Origin of the sequence: Nisaea sp., from assembly GCF_040217065.1 — a bacterium.
In the GTDB taxonomy this organism is placed as follows: Bacteria; Pseudomonadota; Alphaproteobacteria; order Thalassobaculales; family Thalassobaculaceae; genus Nisaea.
This window is the reverse complement of the sequence record NZ_JAVJNX010000010.1, coordinates 1-25,416: the sequence shown is the minus strand read 5'-3', so window position 1 is coordinate 25,416 and position 25,416 is coordinate 1. Positions and strand designations below refer to the sequence as shown.

The following is a 25,416-nucleotide window of genomic DNA, read 5'->3' as shown; positions in this document are numbered from 1 at the left end:
CAATGGAGATCACGCCGCGTGGCTGACAGGCAGAACAGCGCCGGAGGGTTCGAGGACCGGTTCGCCCTTGGCGACGGGCTGGGTCCGGCCGGCGCGCGAACGCTGACGACGATCCGCTGGGTGGCCCTGATGGGTCAGCTGATCAGCCTGCTCGTGGTGCATTACGGGCTCGGATTCCCTCTGCCTCTGGAAACCGCCCTCGGCATCGTGGCCGCCGGTGCGCTGTACAATGTGGTTATCCAGGCGGTGCGGCGGTCTGGTCGGGCGATGACCACCCGGGCGGCGGCCTTCGGGCTGGCCTTCGACATCGCCCAGCTCGGCTATCTGCTGTACTGGACCGGCGGGCTGGAAAATCCGTTCGCGCTGATGCTGATCGCGCCGGTGACTGTCTCCGCCACCATCCTGTCCGGCGCGGCGACCATCTGGCTGAGCTTCCTCGCCCTGGCATCCGCCTCGGTGCTCGCGGTCGTTCACCAGCCGCTGCCCTGGGGCCCCGCCGGTCTGGAGCTGCCGAACATCTATGTGTTCGGCCTGTGGATGGCAATCGTCATCGCGACGCTGTTCATCGCCGGCTACACCTACAGGGTAAGCCGGGACGCCAGACGCATGTCGAATGCGCTCGGCGCGACGCGGCTGGCGCTGTCCCGGGAGCAGCAGCTCTCGGCGCTCGGCGGCTTGGCGGCCGCGGCGGCCCATGAGCTCGGCACGCCGCTCAGCACCATCGCCGTTGTCGCACGCGAGTTGCGGAAGGATCTGCCGGAGGACAGCGAATGGGGTGAGGATGTCGATCTGCTGCTCAGCGAGACGGCGCGCTGCCGCGACATCTTGACCCAACTCTCGCGTCAGCCGGATCAGGAAGCTGCCGGACCGTTCAAGCTGATGCCCTTCAGTGCCATGGTCGAGGCGGCGGCAGCACCGCATCAGCGTGACGAGATTGTCGTCATTATCGAACAGCACGGGCCGGAGGGCGCACTCGGTCTGGCGGGTGACCAGGCCGCGGTGGTCGCTGCCCAGCCGCGCGTGCTGCTGACGCCGGAACTGAATCAGGGGATCGGCACGCTGATCCAGAACGCGGTGCAGTTTGCCGCGGAGACGGTGGAAGTCACGGTCTACTGGGACGAGATGACGGCTTCGGTCATTATCGAGGATGACGGACCGGGTTTCTCATCCCTGGTGCTCGACCGGCTCGGCGAGCCCTATGTTTCCAGCCGGGCCGGCAAGGGCGGCCATATGGGCCTCGGTATCTTCATTGCCAAGACCCTGCTGGAACGCGGCGGGGCGTCACTTTCCTTTTCCAACCGGTCCGAAGGCGGTGCCCGGGTGACGGTGCGCTGGCGGCGCAGCGACCTGGAAGCGGCATGAGCGTATCTTGACCGAACGCAGATTTCCCAGCATAAGCCAGCTGGCGACAGACCGGCCCCGAAAGGTGGAGGTACCTGGTGACAGACGATCAAGTTTCAGGCGATGAGACCCGCAAGCTGCTGGTGCTCGACGATGACGAGCCTTTCCGCAACCGGCTCGTCAGGGCGATGGAAAAGCGCGGTTTTGCCGTGACCAGCGCAAGTTCGGTGGCCGAGGGTCTGCAGGCCGTGAAAGAGGATCCGCCGTCCTATGCCGTGCTGGACATGCGGCTGACGGATGGCAGCGGGCTCGATGTGGTGGCCGCGCTGCGTGAGGCAAATCCGGACGCGCGGATCATCATGCTGACCGGGTATGGCAATATCGCGACTGCGGTCGCGGCGGTAAAAGCGGGGGCGGTGGACTATCTGCCGAAGCCCGCCGATGCGGATGCGGTTGCCGCTGCATTGCTGGATCACGAAGAGGCCCTGCCGCCGCCGCCGGACAATCCGATGTCCGCCGACCGGGTGCGCTGGGAGCATATCCAGCGGGTGTTCGAGCAATGCGGCCGGAACGTCTCGGAGACGGCGCGCCGTCTGCGCATGCATCGCCGGACCCTGCAACGGATTCTCAACAAGCACGCGCCGCGCGGCTGATCTCCACCAGTCTCTCAGATAGCGTTTCCGCGGACTGTCGAACGGGTCTCAGACGATCCGGGCTTCGGAATTCAGCAGCTTGTCGATATAGCGGCCCTGGAACATGGTGATGCCGAGGGACTGTCCGAAGCGGACGGCCTCGTCGCTGTCGCAGCGGGTCAGGATGATCCGGGCCCGACCGCAGCGGTCCACATGTTCCTTCAGCTCGGCGGTCCGGTTGCCGGACATGTCGTCCGCCATGTCCGGTGTCCAGATCAGCTTCAGCAAATCGAGGCCGAGCCGTTCGCGGTCGATGAACTGCAGGGTCAGGTGATTCAGACCGTCGAGGCAGATCCGGTAGCCGCGCTCGCGCATGAAGTCACGGGCGAACATGTAGGCGCCCATATCACCGAAAATGTCGATCTTCTGGAGCTCGATCACGACCGTGCCGCGGGCGACGGCCTTCAGGCTCGCGTCGAAGTTCAGGAACGGCGGCGACAGGATCGTCTGCACGTTCAGATTGACGCTGAAGGAACTGGCGATGGAGCTGTCGTCGTTGCGGATCAGGAGGGACAGCATCCGCGCGTCCAGCGTCTGCGTCAGATGCTGGAACAGCCAGAGATTGGACGCCAGGTCGAATTCCGGCAGCACGGTCTGCTGCAGATCATGGATCGAGATGAACAGCTCGCGGAACACCGGTTGCGGCGTCGGATTGTTGGGTGTCAGCGCACAGACCGGCTGACGGCGCATCAGGTTCGACAGATCGGCCCGCTGCAGGAAGGATTCCAGCTTGCCGAGCTGTTCCGGATCGAGCGGCTTGCGCACGCTCTTGTTGCGCGGATCGACCTTCTGGTCGGAATTGACGGAGAGGCGGGATTTGCGCTCGCGCTCCCGGTGCATCTGCTTGACCAGCTCCAGCAGATCCTCGAACTGGGTGGCGACATTGTACCAGGAGCAGAACCGGGCCAGGTCCTCTTCCTCGTCGCCCTGGGACAGCGGATCCTCGGAGAACAGATAGCGGACCTTCATGATGGCCGCATCGATATCCTCGACGGTCGCGTCCTTGCAGACGAAGAACAGATCCATGTTGCTCAGGATAAAGATCTGGCCTTCGTAGTTCTGGACCATGCCTTCGAAGGTGGCTGCCGCGATCCGGATATGGTGATCCTGACGGTTCTGCGGGCGCAGCCGGGAGAGATGGATATGGACGGCCATCCGGCCTTCCACGTTGCGCCCGAGGCGCTGGAGATAGTCGAGCAGCAGGTATTCCTGGCTCGGGCCCCTATTTCGGCTCTGGACTTGGCTCAGCGCCATGTGGTCCTCCGTCTAAACTCCTCAGGGCCGTTTTCTACCCTCTTTCTTATCATGTGTCCCACCGCGCAGGCATCCGATTTTTGTTCGGGTGCAACCGTCTGCGTGGAAGAGCAACTCCAAGATAGAGTGCTGAATGACCGATCGGTAACCAAGCCCGAAAATGCGGAAATTTGCATAAAAGGCCACCAAATTCTTGCTCGGGATACAGAATCTGGTTGTGTCTACATAAACTATGCTCATAAAAATGTTTTGTTTCAATGGATAATTGGACTATTTTAAAGCGCTGCGTAAACGATTCGCAGTTCAACCCCGGATTGGAATCGGCTGGCCTGTCACATGGACCTTTGTATTTTGTGTCGTAAATGCAGGATCCTCTCGGTGTCCGGGACTCTCGGTACTGTTTTAATCTCTATTTTAATAGGGTTATCTGCTGAGATCGCCCTGGCGCAGGACGCCTCCGAGGAGTCCGTGCGCGGTCGGCCCCGCCTCGATTTCGAGAGCTACGGCTTGTCGCTGGACTTGCTCAGCCAGCCGGACGACCGCTCGGATTCCGGGCGGCTGGTCGGCAGCTTCGACCTGTTCCCGCGGGTCACCGTCGATGCCGGGCAGGACAGCAATGTCACGCGGGTGAAGAATAACGAGATTTCCTCCTCGGTGACGGACGTGAAGGCAGAAGTGGCCCTGCGTTCCAACTGGACCAATCACGAAGCCCTGCTGATTGTCGATGTGACGGACCGGCGGGTCGCGGAATCGAGCCGTGAGAATACCACGGATGCCCGGCTGGCGGCAGCGGCGCGGATCGATGTCGATGACGGTTTGTTTGCCCGCGGTTTTGCCGAAGCGAAGCGCGACCATATCCGGCGCGGCAACGATGCCGACCCCGGCGATGCCTTCGAGCCGCTGACCTTCAACCAGTATCTCGCCGGCGCCGTCTATGACGACAGGCGGGACGATCAGGTCTACACCCGGATTGTCGCCGAGGCACTGTATCGGGACTATAACGCGACGGACGGCGTCAGCCGCGATTCCCTGGACCGCGCGGCGCTCAATCTGCGCGGCCTGGTCGGCTATTCTCCGGGCGGGGAATATGACGTCTTTGTCTCTCCCAGCCTGTTGCGGCAGGTCTTTGCCGAGAAGGTTTCGGAAGACCAGAATTCGACGCGATTCACGCTGTCTGTCGGTTCTTCACGGGATGTGACCGGTGTCAGCGCCTTTAACGGGCGGGTCGGCGTCTCGCATCGTATCTTCGATGAAAGCGACCGTTCATCGCAGACTGATTTCGTTCTGTCCGGCGGTTTGCTGTGGAACCTGACGCCGGTCATCAGCCTGACAGCAGGCGCGGATATAGAAAATCAGCAATCGGACGATCCGCGTGCCGGGACTAAACTTTCCCGATCCTTTAATCTGGGGCTCGACTATGATCCGTTCGAGCAGTTGATAATCGGTGGTTACCTGTCCGTGGCAAACGAGGATTTCAAGCAGATCGACCGGGAAGACGACGACCTGACCTTCGGAGCAAACGCGACCTACCTGATCAACGAACATCTGTTCGCCGGTCTGCGCTTCGAGCATGAGGTATCGGATTCTACCGACCCGACACGGACCTTCGACGCCACCACGGTGATGTTCCGGATTGGTGCAAAGTTCTGTTGCCGTGCCGATGACGGTTTCGTCAATCCTTTCAATCTCGGTCGGCTTTAGGAGGCTTTGATGCGATTCGCCCTGATCTGCGCATCGACCCGTCTCCTCCGTGGCGGGTTCGCTTTCGGACTGCTTCTGTGCCTCGGGCTCGCCGCGTGCAGTACAACGGACATCGACGAGCTGCCGCCGCCATCGACTCCGACCATTGCGGAATACAGGCTGGTCGCCGGCGATCGCGTCGCGGTCACGGTCTTCGGTCATCCGGAACTGTCGGCGGTGGTCGATCTCTCGGATGACGGGAACATGGAACTGCCCCTGGTCGGCAAGATCAATGCGCGCGGCAGGACGTCTCTCGAGCTGCGCGCGCTGGTGACGGAGATCGTCGACCGCGACTATGTGATTGACCCCAACATCGATATCGTCATTGCCCGCTACCAGCCCTTCTACGTGCTGGGCGAGGTGAATACGCCGGGCAGCTATGATTTCGCCCTTGGGCTGAACATGCGCAAGGCGGTGGCGGAAGCCGGCGGTTTCACCCGGCGCGCGGCGAAGTCGCAGGTGCTGCTGACACGCCGGACCGAGCACGGCCAGACCGTCCGTGACGTCAGCCTCGATACGTCGGTCTATCCCGGTGACGTGATCGAAATCAAACGGCGCTGGTTCTAGGGAGCGGGGATGGCCAACGTTACGACATTCCCGAGGTCAAGGCGCTCCAGCGAGGCGCCGTCGGCCCTGTTCGCCGACCCGATGGAAACCGGCGAAACCTTCGATCTCTGGCGCCTGGTGTCGGTCATGCGCCGGCGTTTCTTCCTGATTCTGTTCGTCATGATCCTGGTGCCGCTGCTGACCGGGCTGGTCGTCTACTCTATGAAGCCGGTCTATTCCGGCCATACCAAGCTGCTGATGTTGGAGTCCAAGGGGGCTGTCAGCTTCCAGGGCTTCAACCTGCCGCAGGCACTTTCACCTGGCGGCACCAGTCTGCCGACAGAGTCCGCCTATCTGAAATCCCGGGCCTTCGCCTCCTTGGTGATCGATCGGCTCGGTCTTGACGAGGTTCCGGAATTCAACCCCGCCCTGCTGACCGAGAGCGAAATTGGCTGGCGCCACACAGCGGAAGAGTTTTTGCAGTTGTTGCATCTCCGCGACCTGGTGTTCGGGTGGGTCGAGACCGCGGATCGCTGGCTGCAGGAGAATTTCGGCTTCGATGCAGGGGCATATCTGATGCCCCGAGATGCGCCGGAGCCGCTCACCCAGGAAGCGCTGCGCGCCGATGTGACAACCAATTTCCTCGAGAAGCTGACTGTCGACGGCGAACAGCTCTCCCGGGTCATCACCATCGAGTTCCAGAGCAATGATCCGGCCCTCGCCGCACGGGTTCCGAACACTATCGCGGAGCTTTTTCTGGAGCAGAAGCGGAACCAGCGGAACCGGGCGATCCGGCAATCCAGCCAGTGGCTGACCGACCAGGTCGCGGCACTACAGGAACGCGTGCTCGATTCAGAGCAGAAATTCGAGCGCTTCCGGCGCGAGGAAGGGCTGCTCGATATCCGCGGCACGGACATGATGCAACAGCAGCTCATCAAGCTGAATGACCAGCTGATCCAGGTTGGCACCGAACGGGCCGAGCGCGAGGCGCGGTTGCGCCAGGTGCAGCTGCTGATCGATCAGCCGGACGGGACGGACAGCCTGGCCCCTGTTCTGGCTTCCCAGCTGATCAACAACCTCCGGCTCCAGGAATCCCAGATCCAGCAGCGTCTCGCCGAGCAGCTGACGACTCTCCGCGATGGTCATCCGGATGTCATCAAGACCCGGCGTGAGCTTGAGGATGTGCGGGCGACAATCTCTGGCGAAGTGCGCAAGATCGTCCAGTCGATGCGCAACGAGACCGAGATTGCCCGGGTCCGCGAGGCCAATGTCGCCAATGCCGTCGGTGAGCTGAAAGCGGTCATGGAATCCCAGGCGGATGCGGAGATCGAACTGCGCGCCATCCAGGCCGAGGTGGCCGCAAACCAGAATCTTTATGAGGTTATGCTGAACCGGCTGGCTGCTGTGGATGTGGAAGGTCGCGAGCCGGAGCGGGTCGGTGCCGAGGTGATTTCCCGCGCCGTGATGCCGCGGGTGCCGATTGCGCCGAAGAAGAAGCTGGCGGTGCTCGCCTCGCTGATCGCCGCAATGATCATCGCCGCCCTGCTTGCGCTGCTGATGGACTTCCTGATCCGCGGCTTCAAGAACGCCAAACAGGTCGAGCAGGCGACCGGCCTGCCGGTGATCTCGAGCATCCCGCTGTCGCCGCAGGCCCGGGAATCGCAAACGCCGCTATTCGAGATCGTGCGCCGCCGGCCGGGTTCGGCTGTCGGCCAGGGCATCCGGAAGTTGCGCACCGCGCTCAATCTGCTCGGCGAAGGCAAACCCATTCGGACCGTGCTGATCACCTCGTCGATCGCCGGTGAAGGCAAGTCCTCCATCGCGCTGGCTCTGGTGGTGAACGCCGTCTCGGCCGGGCTCCGGACCCTGATCATCGACTGCGACACGGTGAACGGTACCGTGACAAAGCAGATCGGCCGCGTCACCAGCCGGGGCCTGAAGCAGTATCTGAACGGTGATGGAGAGGTCGAGGACGCAATCGAGTTCGATACGGAATCGGGTATCCACTATGTCGCGACCGGCGGTGTCCTGCCGAATTCGGATGATCTGTTCGGCTCACGGCGGATGGCCGAATTGCTGCGCTACGGCGCGCAGAACTTTGATTTCACGGTGCTGGACAGCGGTCCCGCATCGGTGGTTTCGGACACGCTGGTACTGGTACCCCAGGTGGATGCGACGGTCTTTGTGGTCGAATGGGAGCGCACCCGGCGGGAAACGGCCGAGCAGACCATTCGGGAAGTCTATGAGGTCGGCGAAAATCTGGCCGGGATCGTGATGTCGAAAAACAATCTCCGGATCCAGTCGATCGACGGCGGGGCAGAAGCCTATGACGGTCAGTATTACGGCGTCGACACAGCACCCCCGGACGACGGCGACGAGCCGGCCTGGGCGCGTGCACGATGACGGTGTGCCGCAGCGGAATGCTTTAATCCATGCGCAACAAAACGCTGATCTGGCTGGCGGTGTGGCTGGCATCCCTTGAAGCGCTGGCCCTGTTCACGATCAACATCGTTGCCTACGCGATCCGGAACCGGAGTTTCGAGCTGCCCGAGGGATACCTGTTCGGCGGTCTCTTCATCTGTGTCCTCTATCTGATTTGCGGCGTCAGCCAGGGCAGCTATGCCTTCCACCGCAGCGATGCGGAACGGATCCACGTCATGCAGGCGCTGCGCTGCTGGACCGGCACGATGATCATTTTCGTGGTCGCCCTTTATGCCTTCAAGATTTCCGATCAATTTTCGCGTTTCTGGCTCCTGGAAATGGTGTTTGGCGGTGCCGTCGCCCTGATCGCGGTGCGGACTTCCGTTCTGGCCTGGGCCGCCAAGGCGCGGCGGAGCGGACGGTTTGCCAACCGCGTCGCTGTGCTGGGCTCTCCGCGCCTTGTGAATGAAGCGGTGCAAACCCTGCTTGCCTATCGCGGCGGCGCCCGCCTGGTCGGCGGATTTGTCAGTGACGGGCTCGGCAACGAGACGCTGCAGGGTGTGCCGCTGCTGGGCAGCGAAGCCAGCCTGCGCCGGATCATCGCGGCGGGGCGGGTTGACGATGTCCTGCTGTGCTACGAGCCGGACGAAGAGGCTGCATTCCGCGCGGCGCTGGCGGGGTTGAAGGATCAGCCGGTCAATATCCGGTTACAGTTGCCGTCCTACCTGCATGGTGTGCCGGCCCTCGGTATCGACCGGATCGCCGGGCAGGCCGGACTGATCCTGGCGGATCTGCCGATCGGCGGCTGGGAGAGCGTGCAGAAGCGTTGTGTCGATCTGGTTCTGGGATCCTTCCTGCTTCTCGCGCTGGCGCCGGTGATGCTGGTCATCGCGCTTGCCATCCTGATCACGATGGGTCGCCCGGTGCTGTTCCGGCAGCGGCGTTACGGCTTCAACAACGATGAATTCATGGTGCTGAAATTCCGCAGCATGGTGCGCGGGGATGACGGGTGCGCCGGTGCGGAAATCGATCGGGAGCCTGTGCTCCGGCAGGCAACGCGGGACGATCCCAGGATCACCGCCCTTGGCCGGTTTCTGCGCCGGACCAGCCTGGATGAGTTGCCGCAGCTTCTGAACGTCCTGGGTGGCAGCATGTCGCTGGTCGGCCCGCGTCCGCATGCGGTTTCCCACAACGAGCATTATGCCGGACTGATCGACGGCTATCTCGGGAGGCACCGCGTCAAGCCCGGGATCACCGGCTGGGCCCAGGTGAACGGGTTGCGCGGCGAGACCGACACGCTCGACAAGATGCGTCACCGGGTCGAACTTGATCTGCACTATATCGAGAACTGGTCTCTCGGCTTCGACCTGAAGATCCTTGCCCTGACCGTGATCGAGGTCGGGATCGGCCGTTCCGCCTACTAGGAAGCCGTGCCGCGTTGCCAGGTGACGGTGTGCTGCAAACCATCCTGCAACGGGATCCTGGCGCGGAAGCCGAACAGCTCCTCTGCCCGGCCCGGGTTTCCCAAAGAACACTGCACGCCGCCGGCCCGGCCGGGGCCGGGGTCGATCCGGATATCGCCGCCGCAGATGCGGCCGATCTCCTGCGCAAGCGCGGTCACGCTGGTGGCGGTCCCGGTGCATCCGTTCACGATCAGGGCGCCGGGTTGCCGTTGTTCCATGGCGGCGGACAGCAGGCGGATGAGATCATCGATGAATATGAAATCGCGGCTCTGGCTCCCGTCGCCGTCTATCCGCAGCGGGGTTCCTGACAGCGCGGCGGCAATAAAGCTGGGAATGACACCGGCATAGGGCGAGTCGGCACCCTGACCCGGGCCATATACATTGAAAGGCCGGACGATGGCGGCGGAAAGACCGTTCGCGGCGGCATCCAGCGCATGCTGCTCGCCCTGCAGCTTGTCCGCGCCATAGGCCGAGAGCGGCGCGCAAGGATGCGTCTCGGAGACGGCGCCGGATCCGGCATCGCCGTAAACGGCAGCAGACGAGATCAGCACGAGCGGGACGCGGCTCCGGGTTGCGGCGGCGACCGCATTTGCCGCACCGCCGGCATTGACGGCATGGGCCCGGCCCAGATCTGCCTCGACGGCGGCGATGGAGGCGATCGCAGCCAGATGGAACACACCGTCCGTCGCCTCGGCCAGCCGGGCGAGCGTGCGGGCATCGGTGACGCACCCTTCTTCAAGGCGGGCGGCGGGCGGCAGGGATGCCGGATTGCCGGAGGACAGGTCATCCAGCACGGTAACGCCGTGTCCACCCTCCAGCAGGGTGGCGGTGAGATGCCGGCCAATGAAGCCGCATCCGCCCGTGACGAGATAACGGGTCATCAGCGGGTCCCCCGTTTGCGCCGGTGAGAGGCCAGATCGAGCAGCGCAAACCAGGCGAAGCGGGCATTGTGGAAAAGATAGCGGCCGAGCAGCCGGCGCGGTTCCTGGGCCAGCCGATAGAGCCATTCCAGACCGAGCGCCTGCAGGATGCGCGGCGCCCGAGTCAGCCGGCCGGACATGAAACTGAAGGCGGCACCGATGCCCACCATGGTGCCGTTCACGGCGGCGCTGTGCGTGGCCATCCAGAACTCCTGGCGCGGGCAGCCGAGGCCGATGAAGATCAGCCTGGCACCGCTGGCATTCATGCGGGCAACCGTTTCCGCGTCGAAATCCGGGCGCACCGGCAGGGCCGGCGGAGAGTCCCAGCCGACGACTTTCAGCGTCGGGTGCGACAGGGCGAGGGCACGGCGCAGCGCGTCGAGCTGGTCCGGGAAACCGCCGTAGAAATAGACCGGAAGGCCTTCGCCCTCTGCTTCTGTGATCAGCCAGGGGGCAAGATCCGGCCCGGCGACCCGCTCGCTGTGCCGGTATCCCTTGAGCGCGAGCATCCAGCGCACCGGCATGCCGTCCGGCGTGATCAGGGCGGCGCCGTCGAGCGCCGCCGCGAAACCGGGATCGGCCCTGGCCAGGGAGAGGGGATGCGCGCCGGACACGCAGATATAGGCCGGCTTCGCCGAACGGGCGTGGCCGAGGATCGCCGCGCCGATCGCGCTGAACCGCCCGGCGGCAATCTTGCGCCCGAGGACACTGACGGTTTCGACGGCGCTCCGGTCGGGACTCATGCTGAGACTCTCCCGCGGGTCAGGCCATCATAGAGCGCAATCTGCTGCGCCATCGTTTGTGTGCTGGTCAGATGCTGTTCGTAATGGTTCCGTGCCGCTGCGCCCCAGCGGCTCAGCCGATCCGGGTCGGAGAAGGCGGCAGTGATGGTGCCCGTCATGCTTTCCGGATCGAAGGGATCGAACCGCGCTCCTGTCCGGTCTTCCTCCACCAGCTCGCCGAGGGCACCGATGTCGGACGCCAGCACCGGCAGGCCGGAGGCGAAGGCCTCGGCCAGGACCATGGGAAAGTTCTCGTAGCAGCGCGACGGGATGATGCAGACGGCGGCCCGCTGCATCTCTGCGGCGATATCCGCGGGCGCAAGAGAGCCGAGCGCGATGGCGCGGCCGTCGCGAACGGCCGCCTCCAGGGCCGGCGCGTCTGGTCCCTCGCCGATCACCCGGAGCGGCGGCCAGTCCGGTTGCCAAAGGCGCAGCAGCGCGGCGATGCCCTTTTCCGGGGAGAGACGGCCGACATAGAGGGCGCCCGAACGCTCTGCCGGTTTCGGCTCGGCGGCGAAGAGCGCCCCGGGGCTGTTCGGCTTCACGAGGATCCTGTCGGCCGGAAACCCGGCGGCGACGAACCGGCTTTTCGAGAAGTCTGAAAGCGCGATGAAGCGGTCGACAGACCGGCTCCAGGTGCCCCGCTTGCGGTGGCTGTCGATCATCCTGGCAAGCGCGAAGGAGCCGGCCACGGAGTCCCGGTAGCAGCGGTGCCAGACCGCCTGATAGGGGCTGCCGCCGATGCAATCCTCGCAAATCCGGCCGTCGCGCATGAGCAGCGCGGACGCGCAGATATTCCGGTAATTGTGCAGGGTCTGGACCACGGGCACGCCGAGATCCCGCGCCGCCTCGTACAGGGCTGGGGTGATCAGCGGAAACAGATTGTGGGCATGGATGATGTCCGGCGCCTGTGCTGCGATCTCTTCCCGCAGGGCCGCCCGCAGCGCTTCGGTGCCCGGCAGCGACCAGGCGACCGTCATTTTGTCATGGAATGTCGCGATGGTCTCGTTGTCCCGTTCCAGGATCGAGACTTCGTGCCCTGCGTGACGCAGCGCCGCCATCTCGGCATCGACGGCCCTGTCTTCTCCTCCGGTCTGCTGGTAGCGGCAATGGGCGAAGAGGATTTTCATGACGACCAGACCGCGTCGATGGCGCGCGTCATCCGCTGCACAACATGTTCATGGGAAAAACCGGCGCTGGTCCGGCGCGCGGCACCACCCATTGCGGTGCGTTGTTCGGGGGGCGTGTCGAGCGCGCGGAAAAGGGCCTTTTCGGTCGAGTCCGGGTCGGCGGGATCGAACAGCCAGCCATTCTCCCCGTCCGTGACCATCTCTTCGGATGCCTGCGCCCGGCTGCTGGCCAGCACCGGCAGACCGGCGGCCATGGCTTCGTTGACGACCAGTCCCCATTCGTCTGCAAGGGTGGGAAAGGCGAGCAGATCCGCGTCGGCCATCAGGCCGGGGACGCTCTCATAGGGCTGGTTGCCCAGCAATTCGAGCCGGAGATTGTCCGGCAGGACCAGGGCTTCCAGCGCGGCGCGTTCCGGTCCCTCGCCGATCAGACGCCAGTGCAGTGTCCGGTCCGGATGCAGTCCGCACCAGGCACTGAGATGCTGCAGGAAAGAACGCAGACCCTTGCGCGGGATCAGACTGCCCACGGTGACCAGACGGACGGCCTGTTCCGTGCCGGTCGCGGTCCGCGCCGGGGCAGTGATATCCGTGAACCGGTCGAGATCGGTCGACTGGTGAATGCGGAAGATCCGCCCGGGCGCGAACCCGATACCTTCCAGATAGCGGGCCCCGGATTCGCCGTTGGTCATGACCCCGTCCGAGAGTTTCGCGATCAGCCGGCGGAGGATTGTGCGCAGGCGCCCGCGTCCGTGCTCGCTGTGCTCGGACACGGTGGCCCAGACCAGCAGTCTTGTGCGCCGGCCGAAAAGTGGCGCCAGCCGGCGATAAAGGCAGGCCTGCAGGGTGCGGATGCCGAATTCACCGCTGATCACCATGTCCGGAGCGAGGAAACCGAGACGCGGCAGCAGGTCGACGGTCAGATGCAGGGTCAGGGCCTCGCTGAATCCATCCGGATGCTGCCGCCGGTAGGGCAGGGCAATGGAACGCGCAACCCGGATATCGAGTCCGCGCCAGTCCGGCTTCCACGACCGGTCCGCTTCCATGTCGGTGGAAACCAGCACGGTGAGCCGGCGCACCTCTCCCTCCAGCGCCCGCAGCAGGGCGGTGCGGTAGGGGGGCACGAAGTTAAGCAGCAGAACGACGGAGCAGCGGGGCATGCGGAAGCGATCCCAGGACCAGGCCGGAAAGGATGAAAATCGGGACCATGTTGTAGAAATAGATCAGCACATTGTCGGTCAGCATTAGGGCCAGCAAGGTGACCTGGGCCAGCAATGTCGAGGCGCCGACCGAGGTCTCGCGCGCGCCCCATTGCCGGAACCGGGCATATTGCCGGCGGCAGGCCATCATCATGGTCCCGAAGGCGCCGAACCAGAGCATCACGCCGATGATTCCGTAATCGTGCCAGATCCGCAGATAGTCGTTGTGCGGCTGCTCGATCCCGGCATGCAGCACCGCCAGGGCCTCGGAACTCGAGGCCGGTCCCTTGCCGACGATCGGTGCCTCGAGTGCGGAATTGATCACTGCGGTCCAGGCGGCGATGCGGCCCATCGTGTTGATCTTGACGCCGCCGACCGCGGCGGACAGATCTCCGGTAAAGAAGCGCTGTCTCAGCGGCTCGAAATTCATCAGCATGAAGGCGGCGATCCCGCCGGCGACGGCGATGATGGCGATCATCCGGAACCAGCCGGCGAAACTGTTCAGCCTGATCTGCGCCAGGATGAACACCCCCAATCCCATGCCCATCGCGGCGCGCGACAGGGACAGCACCACCACGGCATAGAGGAACAGCGCCAGCCAGAGATCGCCACGCGAGCCGTGCCGCCAATAGCCGCAATGGATGGCGATGCCGATCAGCAGGAAGCCGGCAAGCGAGCGTGGTGCGAACAGCTCGGAATGGCCGAAGCCGAGCACCGGGATCGCCAGCACATACATGACCGCCGGAATCCAGATCGAGATCAGCACCGCGCGGACGATGGCGCGGGTCGGCGCCCGCAGGCTTTTTGCCACCTGCGCGGCGATGATGAAGGCGAGAATGCTGGAGATGATGACGACGGTATTCTGAATACCCTGCACCGTCACCCTGTAGAAGATGAAGCCATAGGCGATCCAGGCGGTGAACAGCAGGAACATGAAAACCGGCCATCGGGTCTCGCGCACGACCTGGGGCCGCATCACGAAATGCATGATCAGCAGAACGACGAAGAACAGGGACAGGAAACCGCCGAGGGAGATCTGCGGGATGATACGGAACTGGGCCGGGATCGTGACCAGGGCCTGGGTGAGGATGATGACCAACAGCAGCGACACGCTGAGCGGGGCGGCCTGACCAAGCCGGCGGATCGAGAGAGCGCTGCGGTAAAGGGTGCTCTGCGCCCTGGCGCGACTGTCGCTGTCCGGCGTCCTTGGCATGCGATAGCGTCCCACCACGGCTCAGGTTGCTCCGGTCGGTGCGTGCAGAAGCGCGCCCAGCTGCTTCGCGTCGCTCCGGATCGAGCGGGCGGCGGCCGCGAGCCGTGCCCAGAGCGGGATCGACAGGCTGTCGCGCGCCTCGGCCCGGATCCGGGACAGGGCACCGTGATAGTCACGCCGGTCTTTGGCGGCGAAATAGCTGTCGTCCCGCCGCTCTCGGAAACAGGTCACGGCGTCCGTGCCGGCAATGCCGCCGGTCCGTAGCAGCCGGAAATAGAACGCATAGTCGATGCAGATGTCGAACCGCTCGTCGTAACCGCCGGCCTGCTCCCAGGCGGAACGCCGGAACAGCACGGTGGAATGAATGATCCGGTTCGAGGCGTACAGCATCGCGGGCGTGATCCGGTGTGTCTGCGGAGCGGTGTGCGTTCCGGCGGGCAGCTGCGGCGGGGTGCCTTCGAAGACAATCGCCTCCGAACAGACCATCGCCAGTTCCGGGTCGGCCTGAAGGACCGGCACCGTGACCCGTAACCGGTGGGGCAGGGCGATGTCATCCGCATCGAGGATGGCGATGAAATGCCCGGTGGATTCGGTAACCGCTTTGTTGAGGGCTTTTGCCCGGCCCTGACGGCCGCCCTCGATGACATGGATGCGGGGCTCGTCCCCTGCCTCGGCGCGCGCCGCTGCCAGCGTGTCGTCCGTCGACCCGTCATCGAACAGGATGATCTCCACCGGCCTGTCCGCGTCGAGCTGCGCCGCCGTGCGGAGTGCCCGCGCCACATGGTCCTGGGCGTTGAAGGCGGTGATGACAACGGAGACGAGAGGCGACTGGGCCACCTGAATGTATCCTCTGGTTATAGCGCTGGCATGGGTAAATAACCTATCAGATCACTGCCCCGTCGTATATCGTGCCAGGTTACGACTTTTCGTTCTTTCGCAATCGGTTGTGCCATGAGTCTTCGCAAGAAATTCTTCGAGCATTTCAGGCGGCCCCTGAGGGACTGGTATCAGGAGCGCCGGCTGAAACGGGCAGTGACCTCGGGCAGGCCGTTGAAGATCGTGCTTGGCGGGACGGCGCCGGCACCGGACTGGTACGGCTCGGATATCGGTTTTTTCGATGCGACGCGCCCGGACTCCTGGGCGGCGCTTCTTGGCGAGGCGGGAGCGGTTGACCGGCTGCTCGCGGAGCATGTGTTCGAGCATATTCCGCCGGATCTGGTCCCGGCCGTGCTGGAAAACGCGTTCCGCTACCTGAAGCCGGGCGGAACCATCCGGATCGCGGTCCCGGACGGGCATAATCCGGACCCGGACTATATCCGTCATGTCGAGCCCGGCGGTATCGGTCCCGGCGCCGACGACCACAAGCAGCTGTTCACCCTCGAGAGCCTGACTGCCGCGCTTGCCGCTGCGGGGTTCCGGGTTGAACCCGGCGAGTGGTTTGACCCCGGCGGGAAGTTCCACGAGACCGGGTGGGACGAGGCGCGCGGACATATCCATCGCTGCAGACGCCATGGCACACCGGACAAGAGCTTCGCCTCCTCGCACCTTTCCCTGCTGGTCGACGGGATCAAGCCGTAAACAGGATCCGGTAGCGCGCTTCCGCAATCTCGCCCGGCGGGGGCGGTGGGGCCGCATGGGACCAGATCCGGAGCAGGCCGCTGACACCGTATTGCGGCGCGGCCGCAGTGACTTCCGTGAGGGGCAGATCGCTTTTCAGCCGCGCTCCGTCGAGGGCAAACGCCGTTCCCGCCCCAGTCCCCGCTGCCGGCTCCGCTTCAGCCGGCAGGGTCAGCCAGGGGAGATGCAGCATTGCATGGCCCGGCGCCTCGGTCAGGGTCAGGGCATCCTCGATGCCGATTGAGCCGGCCTCGAAGCGGAATCGTCGTTCGAACCTGAACGTGGCGGTCTCGCCGACGATCTTGTCCGGCCCGGACCAGCGGAAATCGGTGCCGGACAGCAGGTCGCGGAATCCGCCATCCCTTTGCTCGAAAACCGGCAGCGGCAGGGACAGGGCAGTGTAGATGCTGCCCGGCAGAACCTCGTCGCCATAGGATGCCAGCGGCCGTGCGCCGTCGGCCATGACGATGTAGGGCAGGGGCTGCGCCGCGGTGATGGTGCGGCGGGGCAGGGTCGTGATCGCGGAATAGGCGGCATTGCGGACCACCCGGATACCGTCCGCAAGCGTGTCTTCCAGCGGAAGCGGCAAGGGTGTTCCGGGCTCCGGAGTGGCGGCGAGCTGCTCCGAGGCGAGCTTCAGGATCGCGCCGGAAAAGGCAAGATAATCCGGCCCGTTATTGTAGGAATGCCAGCCGATCCGCTGCTGGTGAGCGTGCTCCGGCGCCGGCGTGACCGCCTCCGTCTCGTCGATCTGGGTAATCATCAATGGCAGGGCCTCGTCGGGACCGAGTGCGGCCTCCAGCCGGTCGGCGATGGCACGCAACAACTTGATCGAGCCTTCCGGCGCGCAGGCAAGCCGGAGACCGAACGCGATGGCCAGCGCCGCCGCGGCATATCCGAAACTCTGAAACCGGCCGCGCCCGACGGCGTTCACTTCGCCGTCATGCAACGCGGTCCGGACAAGGGCGTGGAGCGCCGACCGGAAGCGTTCCTGCAGGCCGGCTGAGGATTCGCCCAGCACCGCGATCTGATAGCCGAGCAGGGCGGTGGCGAAGGCATGATATTGCTGTGTCGGGGCGCCGCGCTGGTCCTCGATGAAGCCGTCCGGCTTCTGGTAGACGGCAAGGGCGATCCAGCGCTCGACCCGGCCGACCCCCTGTTGCAGCCGGGATTCGCCGGCGAGCCGGACGGTACTGCGCAGCAGGGCCCAGTTGGCGACACGATTGCCGACGAAGCGGGTCTTGCCGAGCACGTCTTCCGGCGTCCGGTAGCCGGCGACCGGGCCGGACCTGAAAAGATCTGCCAGCGCGAATCGCACGAACTCCCAGTGAAACCGGTTCCGCCAGAGGCCGATCCTTGCCTGTTTGTCCTGCCGTTTCAGACGCTCGCATGCGGCGGCGACATCGCTGCCGAAGCGCTCGGGCCAGCGCTGCCAGAGCATGGCGGCGAAGGCGGACCCGTAGAATTCGGTGTCCGGGAAACCGGCCTCGGGATCGCACTGCGCGGCAAGGGCGCCGGCGATCCTCTCTGCAAGCCTGTCGAACCGGGCGCCGACCGTGCCGTCAGGAACGTTCAAAATTCATCTCCATTGAGAGTGCGATCCGTTCGCTCGCTTGCAATCGGGCCAACCCGCTGGCCTGCAGCTGCAGGGCGTCGCGGCCGCCGCGCTCCGCTGCATACCAGAGCCGGGATTTCAGGACCGGGATCGAAAGCAGCGCGCGGCTCGCCGGATCGGGCAGGGAAAGCCGGAAGTAGCGGTTGAACCAGCGGACCCAGAGGTGGGCATAGGGTGGTGCCGGAATCAGCCGGGCATGCACGACCCAGCCTTCCGGAGCGTCCCGAACATAGAGAACCTGTTCGAATGCGGATCCCGTAACGGCGCCGGTGACCCGGATTTCCGCCCGCCCGGCGAGCCCGGAAAGCGCGGCATGACGGACCGGGTACTGGTGGTAGATATTGCTGCCTGTATGTCTGAACCGCGCCTCTCCGATTGCCGCCTCGGCGAAGGACTCCGCCGAAAAAACCGCCCTGACGACAAAATCCTGGAAGAGTGAGGCCGAAAGCGTGGTAAGCGAGGCGGAGAGGGTGAGCCCCTGCTTGCGGAGGCGCGTCGCGATGACGGCATCCCAGCGGCCCTCGGCCATTTCGACGGTCAGGTGCCGTTCGCCGTCTGCAGGGCCGTTCATCAGCGTCCGGTCATCCGTGACGCGGGCACCGTGACATTCAGGCGCAAGGGTGAAGAACGAGTGACGGTCGGCAGTTTCAATTCCGAATTCGGTTCCGCGTATGCCGCCGCACAGGATCGTGGCCGGAATTCCGTCTTCCCAGTTGCACTCCATGAATTCCGTCACACACAATCCAGTTCGGCCGATGCCGCGGTGGGGACCAGCATATGACGAGCGAAAGCGCACCGCCAAGCGCCGCGCCGCCGCCGCCGGGCGAAGAAGAGACGCCAAGCTCGCTTGAGCGATTTCTGGCGAGCCCGCGCAGCTACGCGCTCGTGGTCCCGACCGTCAATGCCTGTGTCGCGGCGACCGGGCTGTTTATCCCGTGGTTCATGCAGCCGGTCTCGTTCGGTCAGTTCATCCTGATCTCGACCTTCGTCCAGTATCTCTGGCTGCTTGACCTGGGCACCTCGCAGCTGATCACCCGGACGGCAGCGCGGATGAAGCAGGCCGGGCTGAGCAATCCGGCCGGTATCCGCATTCAGGGCATTCTCTGGACGCGGTTCTATCTCGCCGTCATCGCCACCGTCACGGCGCTCATCCTCGCCTTCGCCTTCAGGAATTCTTTCAAGGTGCCGCTGCCCATGCCGGCAACCCTGCTGGCGATTCTTGCCGGGGGAGCGCAATTCATCCTGATGGGGCATCTCTCGCTCTACCGCGGGCTGTCGAATTACAGCCTGTTCACGTCAAACAATGCCCTCGCCCAGGTCGGTCTGACCGCGCCCCGGGTGCTGGGTCTTTTCTTCGGCGGGCTGTCCGGCTGCTTCATTGTCCTGATGGTCTGGTTCGGCGCCGTCGCGGCGAAAATGCTGCGGCGCGATCCGCCGGGTATCCGCTATCGCCCGAATGCGCTCCGGGTGCGCCGGACCGTTACTGTGGCTTTCCCGCTTTTCGTGTCGGTATCGCTCTGGAGTGTCTTCATGATGGCGAACCGCTGGTTCGTTGCGGATTTGGCCGACCCTGAAACATACGGTCAGTTCTCTTTCGCGGCGGCGGTCCTGGGGCTTTATGCGGGCACTTTCGGGACCATCGCGCAGGCCTACTACCCGAAGCTGTCGGCGGAAGCCTATGCCGCCGAACCCTTCGCCCTGTCGCGTCGCGTGGTTGCCGATGCCCTGAAACTGGCTGCGGTCATATCCGTGCTGTCGACCATTGGCGTGATGCTGGTCAAGCTGGTCGTGCCGTTCGTCTACGCAGCCTATGCGCCCGCGGTCCCGGCGCTGAAGATCTTCCTGGTCGCGGGTATCCCGATGATCATGGCGTCCTGGCTCATGCCAATCGCGATGTCCGCCCGCACCCGCCCCAGCCGGGAGATCTTCATTGTCTACCTGCTGGCCATCGCGACGCTCTGGGCGGGCACCGTGATCGGCTTCAGGACCACCGGCCTCGAGGGCGTCGGCATCGGCGTGATCGTGGCGTCCTACGTCATGCTCGGGGGGCAGGCTGTATTGCTCAGGCGCAGCCGCGTCCTCTCGATCAGGGACGCGGCCAGACTGGTTGTGATGGTGCTGCTGCTCAGCGGCAGTGTCGCCGCCATCAGCCGTTTCGTCGCGCCATAAACGGGATATCCCGCTAGATCAGATCGTTCCAGAGGTTGCCGGTCAGACCCGCGACCACGACATCCGCACCGTCCATCTCCCAGATCGAGACCTGACCGGTGTCGGTGTTCTGGAGCTGCAGGTCTGCTTTACCGTCGCCGTTGAAATCGGCGATCTTGCCGATCTCCCAGCCTTCCTGCAGCTTGCCGACATAGGATTTCTCGGACGTACCGCCGGCATCCATTTCCCAGAGCGACACGACGCCGTCCCCGTTCGCGGTGAGCAGGTCCATGGAGCCGTCGCCATTGAAGTCGGCGATTGCCTCGATGTCCCAGCCGGTGCCGAGCTTGCCGACATAGGTGCGCGCCGTCGGTGTGCCGCCATCCATCTCCCAGACCGAGACCGAGCCATCCGCGCCGCGGCTCAGGATGTCGGCCTTGCCGTCGCCTGTGAAGTCTTCGACCGCCTCGATTTCCCAGCCGGCACCGAGCTTGCCGGCATAGGACTTGCTGCTCGCGGTACCGCCATCCATCTGCCAGATCGAGACCGATCCGTCATCCTTGACGGCCATGATGTCCTGCTTGCCGTCGCCGTTGAAGTCCGCGACCGCGCCGATATCCCAGCTGCTGTCCAATTTACCGGCATAGCTCTTGCTGCTCGCGGTGCCGCCGTCCATTTCCCAGATCGAAACGGCGCCGTCTGAATTGCGGGCGAGAATGTCGGTCTTTCCGTCCCCGTTGAAATCGGCGAGGGATTCAACGGCCCAGTCCGAGCTCATCTGCCCGGCATAGGAGCGGTTGGTGACGGTGCCGCCATCCATGTCCCAGACCGAGACCGCACCGCTCTGGCTTCGCATCAGGATATCCAGCCCGCCGTCGCCATCGAAATCGGCTGTGCCGGTGATTTCCCAGCCGGCCTGCATCCGGCCGGAATAGACCTTCGCGTCGGCGGACGTTCCGTCCATTTCCCAGACCGAGATGGCGCCGTCGCTGCCCAGCAGCAGGATGTCGTCGTCGCCATCGCCGTCGAAATCGCCAACGGTCTCGATGGAGAAATCGCCGCCGCGATTAAGCGCGCCGGTCAGACCCTTCTCGTCGGCTGTCGCGCCGTCGAGGGTCCAGACGGACACATTGCTCTTGTTCGACACCAGCAGCAGATCCTGGTTACCGTCGCCGTCGAAATCGCCGGTAGCCTGGACCGCGAACCGTTCCTGGTCCGGGTTGACCGGCGCCTCTGTCGAGAAGGCCAGCGTGGTGTCGCCCGATGCTGCCGTCGCGGTAACGGAACGGAATTCACCGTCCAGCGTGAAGCTGGCATCGGCCGTGCCGTCGCCGTTCGAGTCGATGGACACGGTGGTGACGCCATCGGCGACCGTCAGCGTGACATTGTCGCCGGTGAATTCCGCGCCCTTGATCAGCACGGCATCGCCGTCCGCGAGGTCGCTGATGGTGTCTCCGGCGACGTCGGACGCGGTGCCCTGGAAAGTGTCGTTGCCGGCACCGCCGGTCAGCGCATCGGCACCCGCGCCACCGAGGATCAGATCCGCGCCACTGCCGCCGACCAGCGTGTCGCTGCCGAGACCGCCGGACAGGGTGTCCTCGCCGTCGCCGCCGTCGAGCAGATCGTTGCCGCCGCCACCATTGAGAAGGTCGTTGCCGGCGAGGCCGCTGATGGTATCCGCACCGGATCCGCCGGTCAGCGTATCCGCGGCCTCTGTCGCCGTCGCCTCGGTGCTGAAGGTGAGGCTGGTGCGGCCGTCCGCGCTGCTTGTGCTGACGCTGAGGAAGGTGCCAGCGATGGTGAAGGTCGCGTCCGCGCTGCCATTGCCGTCCGCGTCGATCGTGACAATGGTCTGGCCGTCGGCCTGGGACAGGGTGATTGCATCCGTGTCGAAGGTGGCATTGGCGATCACAAGGTCGCCGGTCTCCGGATCGAAACCGGTGATGCTGTCGCCGTCCAGATCGCCGAGGGTGCCGACGATGCTGTCCGCGCCGGCCCCACCGTCGATCGTGTCACTGCCGGAGCCGGCAGCGATGGAATCGTCGCCGCTGCCGCCGGAAATCAGGTCGTCGCCCGCGCCGCCGTCGATGGTCTCGGCATTGTCGCCACCGGTGATCTGGTCGTTCCCGTCGCCACCGGCAATGCTGTCGGTTCCGCCGCCACCGGAGAGGGTGTCGTCGCCTGCGCCGCCATCGATGGTTTCCGCCGTATCGCTGCCGGTGATGACATCGTTGCCGTCGCCGCCGCTGACATTGTCCGCGCCGCCTTCATTGACGATGGTGTCGTCGCCGCTGCCGCCGAGCACCGTGTCGACGCCGCTGCCCGCTGTGATGACATCGTTCCCGTCACCGCCGTCGAGCACATCGTTGCCGCCGCCGCCGGAGAGGGTGTCGTTGTCGGCGTTGCCGGAGAGGGTTTCGCCTGCATCGCTGCCTGTGAGGGCGTCATCGCCGGCACCGCCGTCTAGAATATCCGCGCCGCCCGCATTGACGATGGTGTCGTTGCCGTCGCCGCCGGAAACAGTGTCATTACCGGAGCCTGCCGAGATCAGGTCGTTGCCGGCCCCTCCGGTCAGAGCGTCGTCGCCTGCGCCACCGTCGAGCGTGTCATCGCCGGCCCCGCCGTCCAGCAGATCGTTGCCGTCGCCGCCCGAGATCAGGTCGATGTCGTCACCGGCCGAAACCGTATCGTCACCGGCCCCGCCATCGACCGTGTTTGCGCCGGATCCCGCGTCGATGCTGTCATTGCCCGCGCCGCCATCCAGGCTGTCATTGCCGAGACCGCCGTTCAGCGTATCCGCATCCGCGCCGCCGTCGAGGCTGTCGTCGCCGTCACCGCCGTTGAGGATATCCGCCCCCGCGCCGCCGCTCAGAGTGTCGGAGTCGGCGCCGCCATCAAGCGTGTCATTACCGTCGCCACCGTCGAGCAGGTCGTTTCCGGCAGCGCCGGACAGGGTGTCCGCACCATTCGCACCGTCGAGAGAATCGTCTCCGGTGCCGCCGTCCAGGCTGTCATTGCCGAGACCGCCGCTCAGCGTGTCCGCATCCGCGCCGCCTTCCAGGACGTCGTCGCCATCACCGCCGGCCAGTGTGTCGTCGCCGCCGGCACCTGTCAGAGTGTCGTTGCCCGCACCGCCATCAATCGCGTCATTTCCGGCGCCGCCATTGAGCAGGTCATTGCCTGCGCCGCCGTCGATCGTATCGTCGCCGTCAAGACCGTCGATCACATCATCGCCGTCCGTGCCGATCAGGCTGTCGTCGCCTGCCGATGCTGTGACGTCGGGGGAGAAGCTGATGGAGGTCTTGCCGTCCGCCGTTGATGTGGTGACTGAGTGGAACTCACCGGTCATGCTGAAGGTGGCATCGGCGGACCCGTTGCCGTCCGCGTCGATCGCGACCGTGGTCGTGCCGTCGGAATAGGTCAGTGTCACCGCATCGTCGCCGAACGCGGCATTGGCAATCACCAGATCGCCGGCATCCGGATCGAAATCGGCGATGCTGTCGCCGTTCAGGTCCGCAAGGTCGCCGACAAAGCTGTCCGCGCCTTCGCCACCTTCGAGCGTGTCGGCACCTGCACCGCCGGTAATCTCGTCATTACCCGCGTCACCACTGATCTCGTCGGCGCCGTCGCCGCCATCGAGGAGGTCATTCCCCGAGCCCCCGTTGAGCGTGTCGTTACCGGCGCCGCCATCGAGGATGTCATTGCCGCCATTGGCTCTGACACTGTCGTCCCCGTCGCCACCGTCCAGCGTATCGTCGCCATCTGAAGATACGACGGTATCTGCCCCGGCCCCTCCAACTAGGCTGTTATTTCCCGCGGAATCGAATACGCGATCATCGCCATCTCCGCCAGAGAGCGTGTCGTTGCCTGCACCGCCGTCGAGAACATCGTTCCCGGCACCGCCGTCGATCATGTCATCGCCGGCATTTCCTATCAGGAAGTCGTCGCCTTCGCCGCCGTAGACAGTATCGTTTCCGGTTCCTCCGCCCGCAGTGTCGTCGCCGAGCCCGCCCTCGACCATGTCGTCGCCTTCGAACCCTTCAAAAAGGTCGTTGCCTTCTCCTCCGATGAGCGTGTCGTCGCCATCATCGCCGATGATGCTATCGTCGCCCGCGCCGCCTTGGACAACGTCGTTTCCATCGCCGCCGTAAAGCGTGTCGTCGCCTGCGCCGCCGTCGATGGCGTCGTTCCCGACACCGCCGGTGATCTGGTCATTGCCCGCGCCGCCGTCCAGGACGTCGTCGCCTGCAAGACCGTCGAGTGTGTCGTTACCCGCGAGACCGCTGAGCGTGTCGCTGTCGGCAAAGCCGCTGATGGCGTCGTCGCCCTCGGTGGCCTGCTCGTCGGCGATGACGATGTCTTCGACGTTGGAGAGGCTCAGACCGTCGAGGTCGGAGCGGGTGTCGACATAGAGCGTGTCGTCACCGGCACCGCCGTCAATGACGCCAGAGTCGCCGGCATAGATCGCATCGTCGCCGTCGCCGCCGGACACCGTGTCCGTGCCCTCGGTAGCGTCGATCGTGTCGTTGCCCGCACCACCGTCGATGGCATCGTTCCCGGCACCGCCGGTGATGGCGTCATTGCCCGCGCCGCCATCGAGGACGTCGTCGCCTGCCAGACCGTCGAGCGTGTCGTTGCCGGCCAGGCCGCTGAGCGTGTCGCTGTCGCCGAAGCCGCTGATGGCGTCGTCGCCCTCGGTCGCCTGCTCGTCTGCGATGACGATGTCTTCGATGTTGGAGAGCGTCAGCCCGTCCAGGTCCGAGCGGGTGTCGACATAGAGCGTGTCGTCGCCGGCACCGCCGTCCACGACGCCGTCCGAACCAGCGTAAATGGCGTCGTTGCCGTCGCCGCCGGACACGGTGTCCGTGCCTTCGGTGGCGTCGATCGTATCGTCGCCGGCACCGCCGTCGAGAACGTCGTTGCCGGCACCGCCGTCAAGAACATCGGCGTCTGCGCCGCCCGACAGGGTATCGCTGTCCGCACCGCCATAAAGCGTGTCAGAACCAAGACCGCCTGTCAGCGCATCGTTCCCGGCACCGCCGGTAATCTCGTCGTTGCCCGCGCCGCCGTCGAGGACGTCGTCACCGGCAAGGCCGTCGAGCGTATCGTTACCGCCGAGGCCGGACAGGGTGTCCGCATCGGCGAAGCCGCTGATGGCGTCGTCGCCCTCGGTCGCCTGCTCGTCGGCGATGACGATGTCTTCGATGTTGCTGAGGGTCAGACCGTCGAGGTCGGAGCGGGTGTCGACATACAGCGTGTCGTCGCCGGCACCGCCGTCGATGATGCCTTCGGAACCGCCGTAAATGGCATCGTTGCCGTCGCCGCCGGACACGGTGTC

Annotated in this window: 17 protein-coding genes and 1 pseudogene; 8 read left to right on the top strand and 10 right to left on the bottom strand. The window is 64.8% G+C overall.

Annotated elements, in window-relative coordinates:
- The first annotated feature begins 18 nt into the window (after positions 1-18).
- Positions 19-1,362, top strand: a complete 1,344-nt coding sequence (locus RH950_RS16115; RefSeq protein ID WP_350058586.1) for an ActS/PrrB/RegB family redox-sensitive histidine kinase — start codon at positions 19-21, stop codon at positions 1,360-1,362.
- A 77-nt stretch (positions 1,363-1,439) separates the two neighbouring features.
- Positions 1,440-1,994 carry an ActR/PrrA/RegA family redox response regulator transcription factor gene (locus tag RH950_RS16110; RefSeq protein ID WP_350058584.1) on the top strand — a complete coding sequence of 185 codons (555 nt, stop codon included), beginning with the start codon at positions 1,440-1,442 and terminating at the stop codon, positions 1,992-1,994.
- Between the two features lie 48 nt (positions 1,995-2,042).
- On the opposite strand, the gene RH950_RS16105 is transcribed toward RH950_RS16110, so the two are convergent.
- Positions 2,043-3,287: an EAL domain-containing protein gene (locus RH950_RS16105; protein WP_350058582.1), complete on the bottom strand. Its 1,245-nt coding sequence runs from the start codon at positions 3,285-3,287 to the stop codon at positions 2,043-2,045.
- A gap of 468 nt (positions 3,288-3,755) precedes the next feature.
- On the opposite strand from RH950_RS16105, the gene RH950_RS16100 reads away from it, so the two are divergent.
- The 4 genes from RH950_RS16100 to RH950_RS16085 are packed head-to-tail and all read left to right on the top strand — an operon-like array spanning position 3,756 to position 9,418.
- Positions 3,756-4,988 (top strand): outer membrane beta-barrel protein, encoded by a 1,233-nt coding sequence (locus tag RH950_RS16100; RefSeq protein WP_350058580.1) that lies wholly within the window; start codon positions 3,756-3,758, stop codon positions 4,986-4,988.
- Between the two features lie 9 nt (positions 4,989-4,997).
- Positions 4,998-5,594, top strand: a complete 597-nt coding sequence (locus RH950_RS16095; protein WP_350058578.1) for a polysaccharide biosynthesis/export family protein — start codon at positions 4,998-5,000, stop codon at positions 5,592-5,594.
- 9 nt (positions 5,595-5,603) lie between these two features.
- Positions 5,604-7,976: a GumC family protein gene (locus RH950_RS16090; protein ID WP_350058576.1), complete on the top strand. Its 2,373-nt coding sequence runs from the start codon at positions 5,604-5,606 to the stop codon at positions 7,974-7,976.
- 29 nt (positions 7,977-8,005) lie between these two features.
- The gene (locus tag RH950_RS16085) at positions 8,006-9,418 is read left to right on the top strand and encodes an undecaprenyl-phosphate glucose phosphotransferase (protein WP_350058574.1); all 1,413 of its coding nucleotides are present in this window, start codon (positions 8,006-8,008) and stop codon (positions 9,416-9,418) included.
- On the opposite strand, the gene RH950_RS16080 is transcribed toward RH950_RS16085, so the two are convergent.
- The 6 genes from RH950_RS16080 to RH950_RS16055 are packed head-to-tail and all read right to left on the bottom strand — an operon-like array spanning position 9,415 to position 15,535.
- A complete protein-coding gene (locus tag RH950_RS16080; protein WP_350058572.1) occupies positions 9,415-10,338 on the bottom strand; it encodes an NAD-dependent epimerase/dehydratase family protein in 924 nt (307 codons plus the stop codon). The genes RH950_RS16085 and RH950_RS16080 overlap by 4 nt on opposite strands.
- Positions 10,338-11,120 carry a WecB/TagA/CpsF family glycosyltransferase gene (locus RH950_RS16075; RefSeq protein ID WP_350058570.1) on the bottom strand — a complete coding sequence of 261 codons (783 nt, stop codon included), beginning with the start codon at positions 11,118-11,120 and terminating at the stop codon, positions 10,338-10,340. Before RH950_RS16075 ends, RH950_RS16080 begins: the two co-directional genes overlap by 1 nt.
- Complete coding sequence (locus RH950_RS16070) at positions 11,117-12,289, bottom strand: glycosyltransferase (protein WP_350058568.1); 1,173 nt, start codon at positions 12,287-12,289, stop codon at positions 11,117-11,119. Before RH950_RS16070 ends, RH950_RS16075 begins: the two co-directional genes overlap by 4 nt.
- The gene (locus tag RH950_RS16065; protein WP_350058566.1) at positions 12,286-13,446 is read right to left on the bottom strand and encodes a glycosyltransferase family 4 protein; all 1,161 of its coding nucleotides are present in this window, start codon (positions 13,444-13,446) and stop codon (positions 12,286-12,288) included. Before RH950_RS16065 ends, RH950_RS16070 begins: the two co-directional genes overlap by 4 nt.
- A complete protein-coding gene (locus RH950_RS16060) occupies positions 13,415-14,698 on the bottom strand; it encodes an O-antigen ligase family protein (RefSeq protein ID WP_350058564.1) in 1,284 nt (427 codons plus the stop codon). Before RH950_RS16060 ends, RH950_RS16065 begins: the two co-directional genes overlap by 32 nt.
- A gap of 21 nt (positions 14,699-14,719) precedes the next feature.
- Complete coding sequence (locus RH950_RS16055; protein ID WP_350058562.1) at positions 14,720-15,535, bottom strand: glycosyltransferase family 2 protein; 816 nt, start codon at positions 15,533-15,535, stop codon at positions 14,720-14,722.
- Positions 15,536-15,649: 114 nt separating this feature from the next.
- On the opposite strand from RH950_RS16055, the gene RH950_RS16050 reads away from it, so the two are divergent.
- On the top strand, positions 15,650-16,276 hold the full coding sequence (locus RH950_RS16050; RefSeq protein ID WP_350058560.1) for a class I SAM-dependent methyltransferase: 627 nt from the start codon (positions 15,650-15,652) through the stop codon (positions 16,274-16,276).
- Here RH950_RS16050 and RH950_RS16045 read toward each other — a convergent pair.
- Both RH950_RS16045 and RH950_RS16040 read right to left on the bottom strand, forming a co-directional pair.
- On the bottom strand, positions 16,266-17,891 hold the full coding sequence (locus RH950_RS16045) for a hypothetical protein (RefSeq protein ID WP_350058558.1): 1,626 nt from the start codon (positions 17,889-17,891) through the stop codon (positions 16,266-16,268). The two genes, RH950_RS16050 and RH950_RS16045, sit on opposite strands and share 11 nt — an antisense overlap.
- Complete coding sequence (locus RH950_RS16040) at positions 17,878-18,666, bottom strand: hypothetical protein (RefSeq protein ID WP_350058556.1); 789 nt, start codon at positions 18,664-18,666, stop codon at positions 17,878-17,880. The genes RH950_RS16045 and RH950_RS16040 overlap by 14 nt, the downstream gene beginning before the upstream one ends.
- A gap of 41 nt (positions 18,667-18,707) precedes the next feature.
- Here RH950_RS16040 and RH950_RS16035 point away from each other — a divergent pair, with 41 nt between their 5' ends.
- Positions 18,708-20,099 (top strand): lipopolysaccharide biosynthesis protein, encoded by a 1,392-nt coding sequence (locus tag RH950_RS16035; RefSeq protein ID WP_350058554.1) that lies wholly within the window; start codon positions 18,708-18,710, stop codon positions 20,097-20,099.
- 13 nt (positions 20,100-20,112) lie between these two features.
- On the opposite strand, the pseudogene RH950_RS16030 reads toward RH950_RS16035, so the two are convergent.
- Positions 20,113-25,416: pseudogene (locus RH950_RS16030) on the bottom strand (hypothetical protein); the annotation flags it as partial.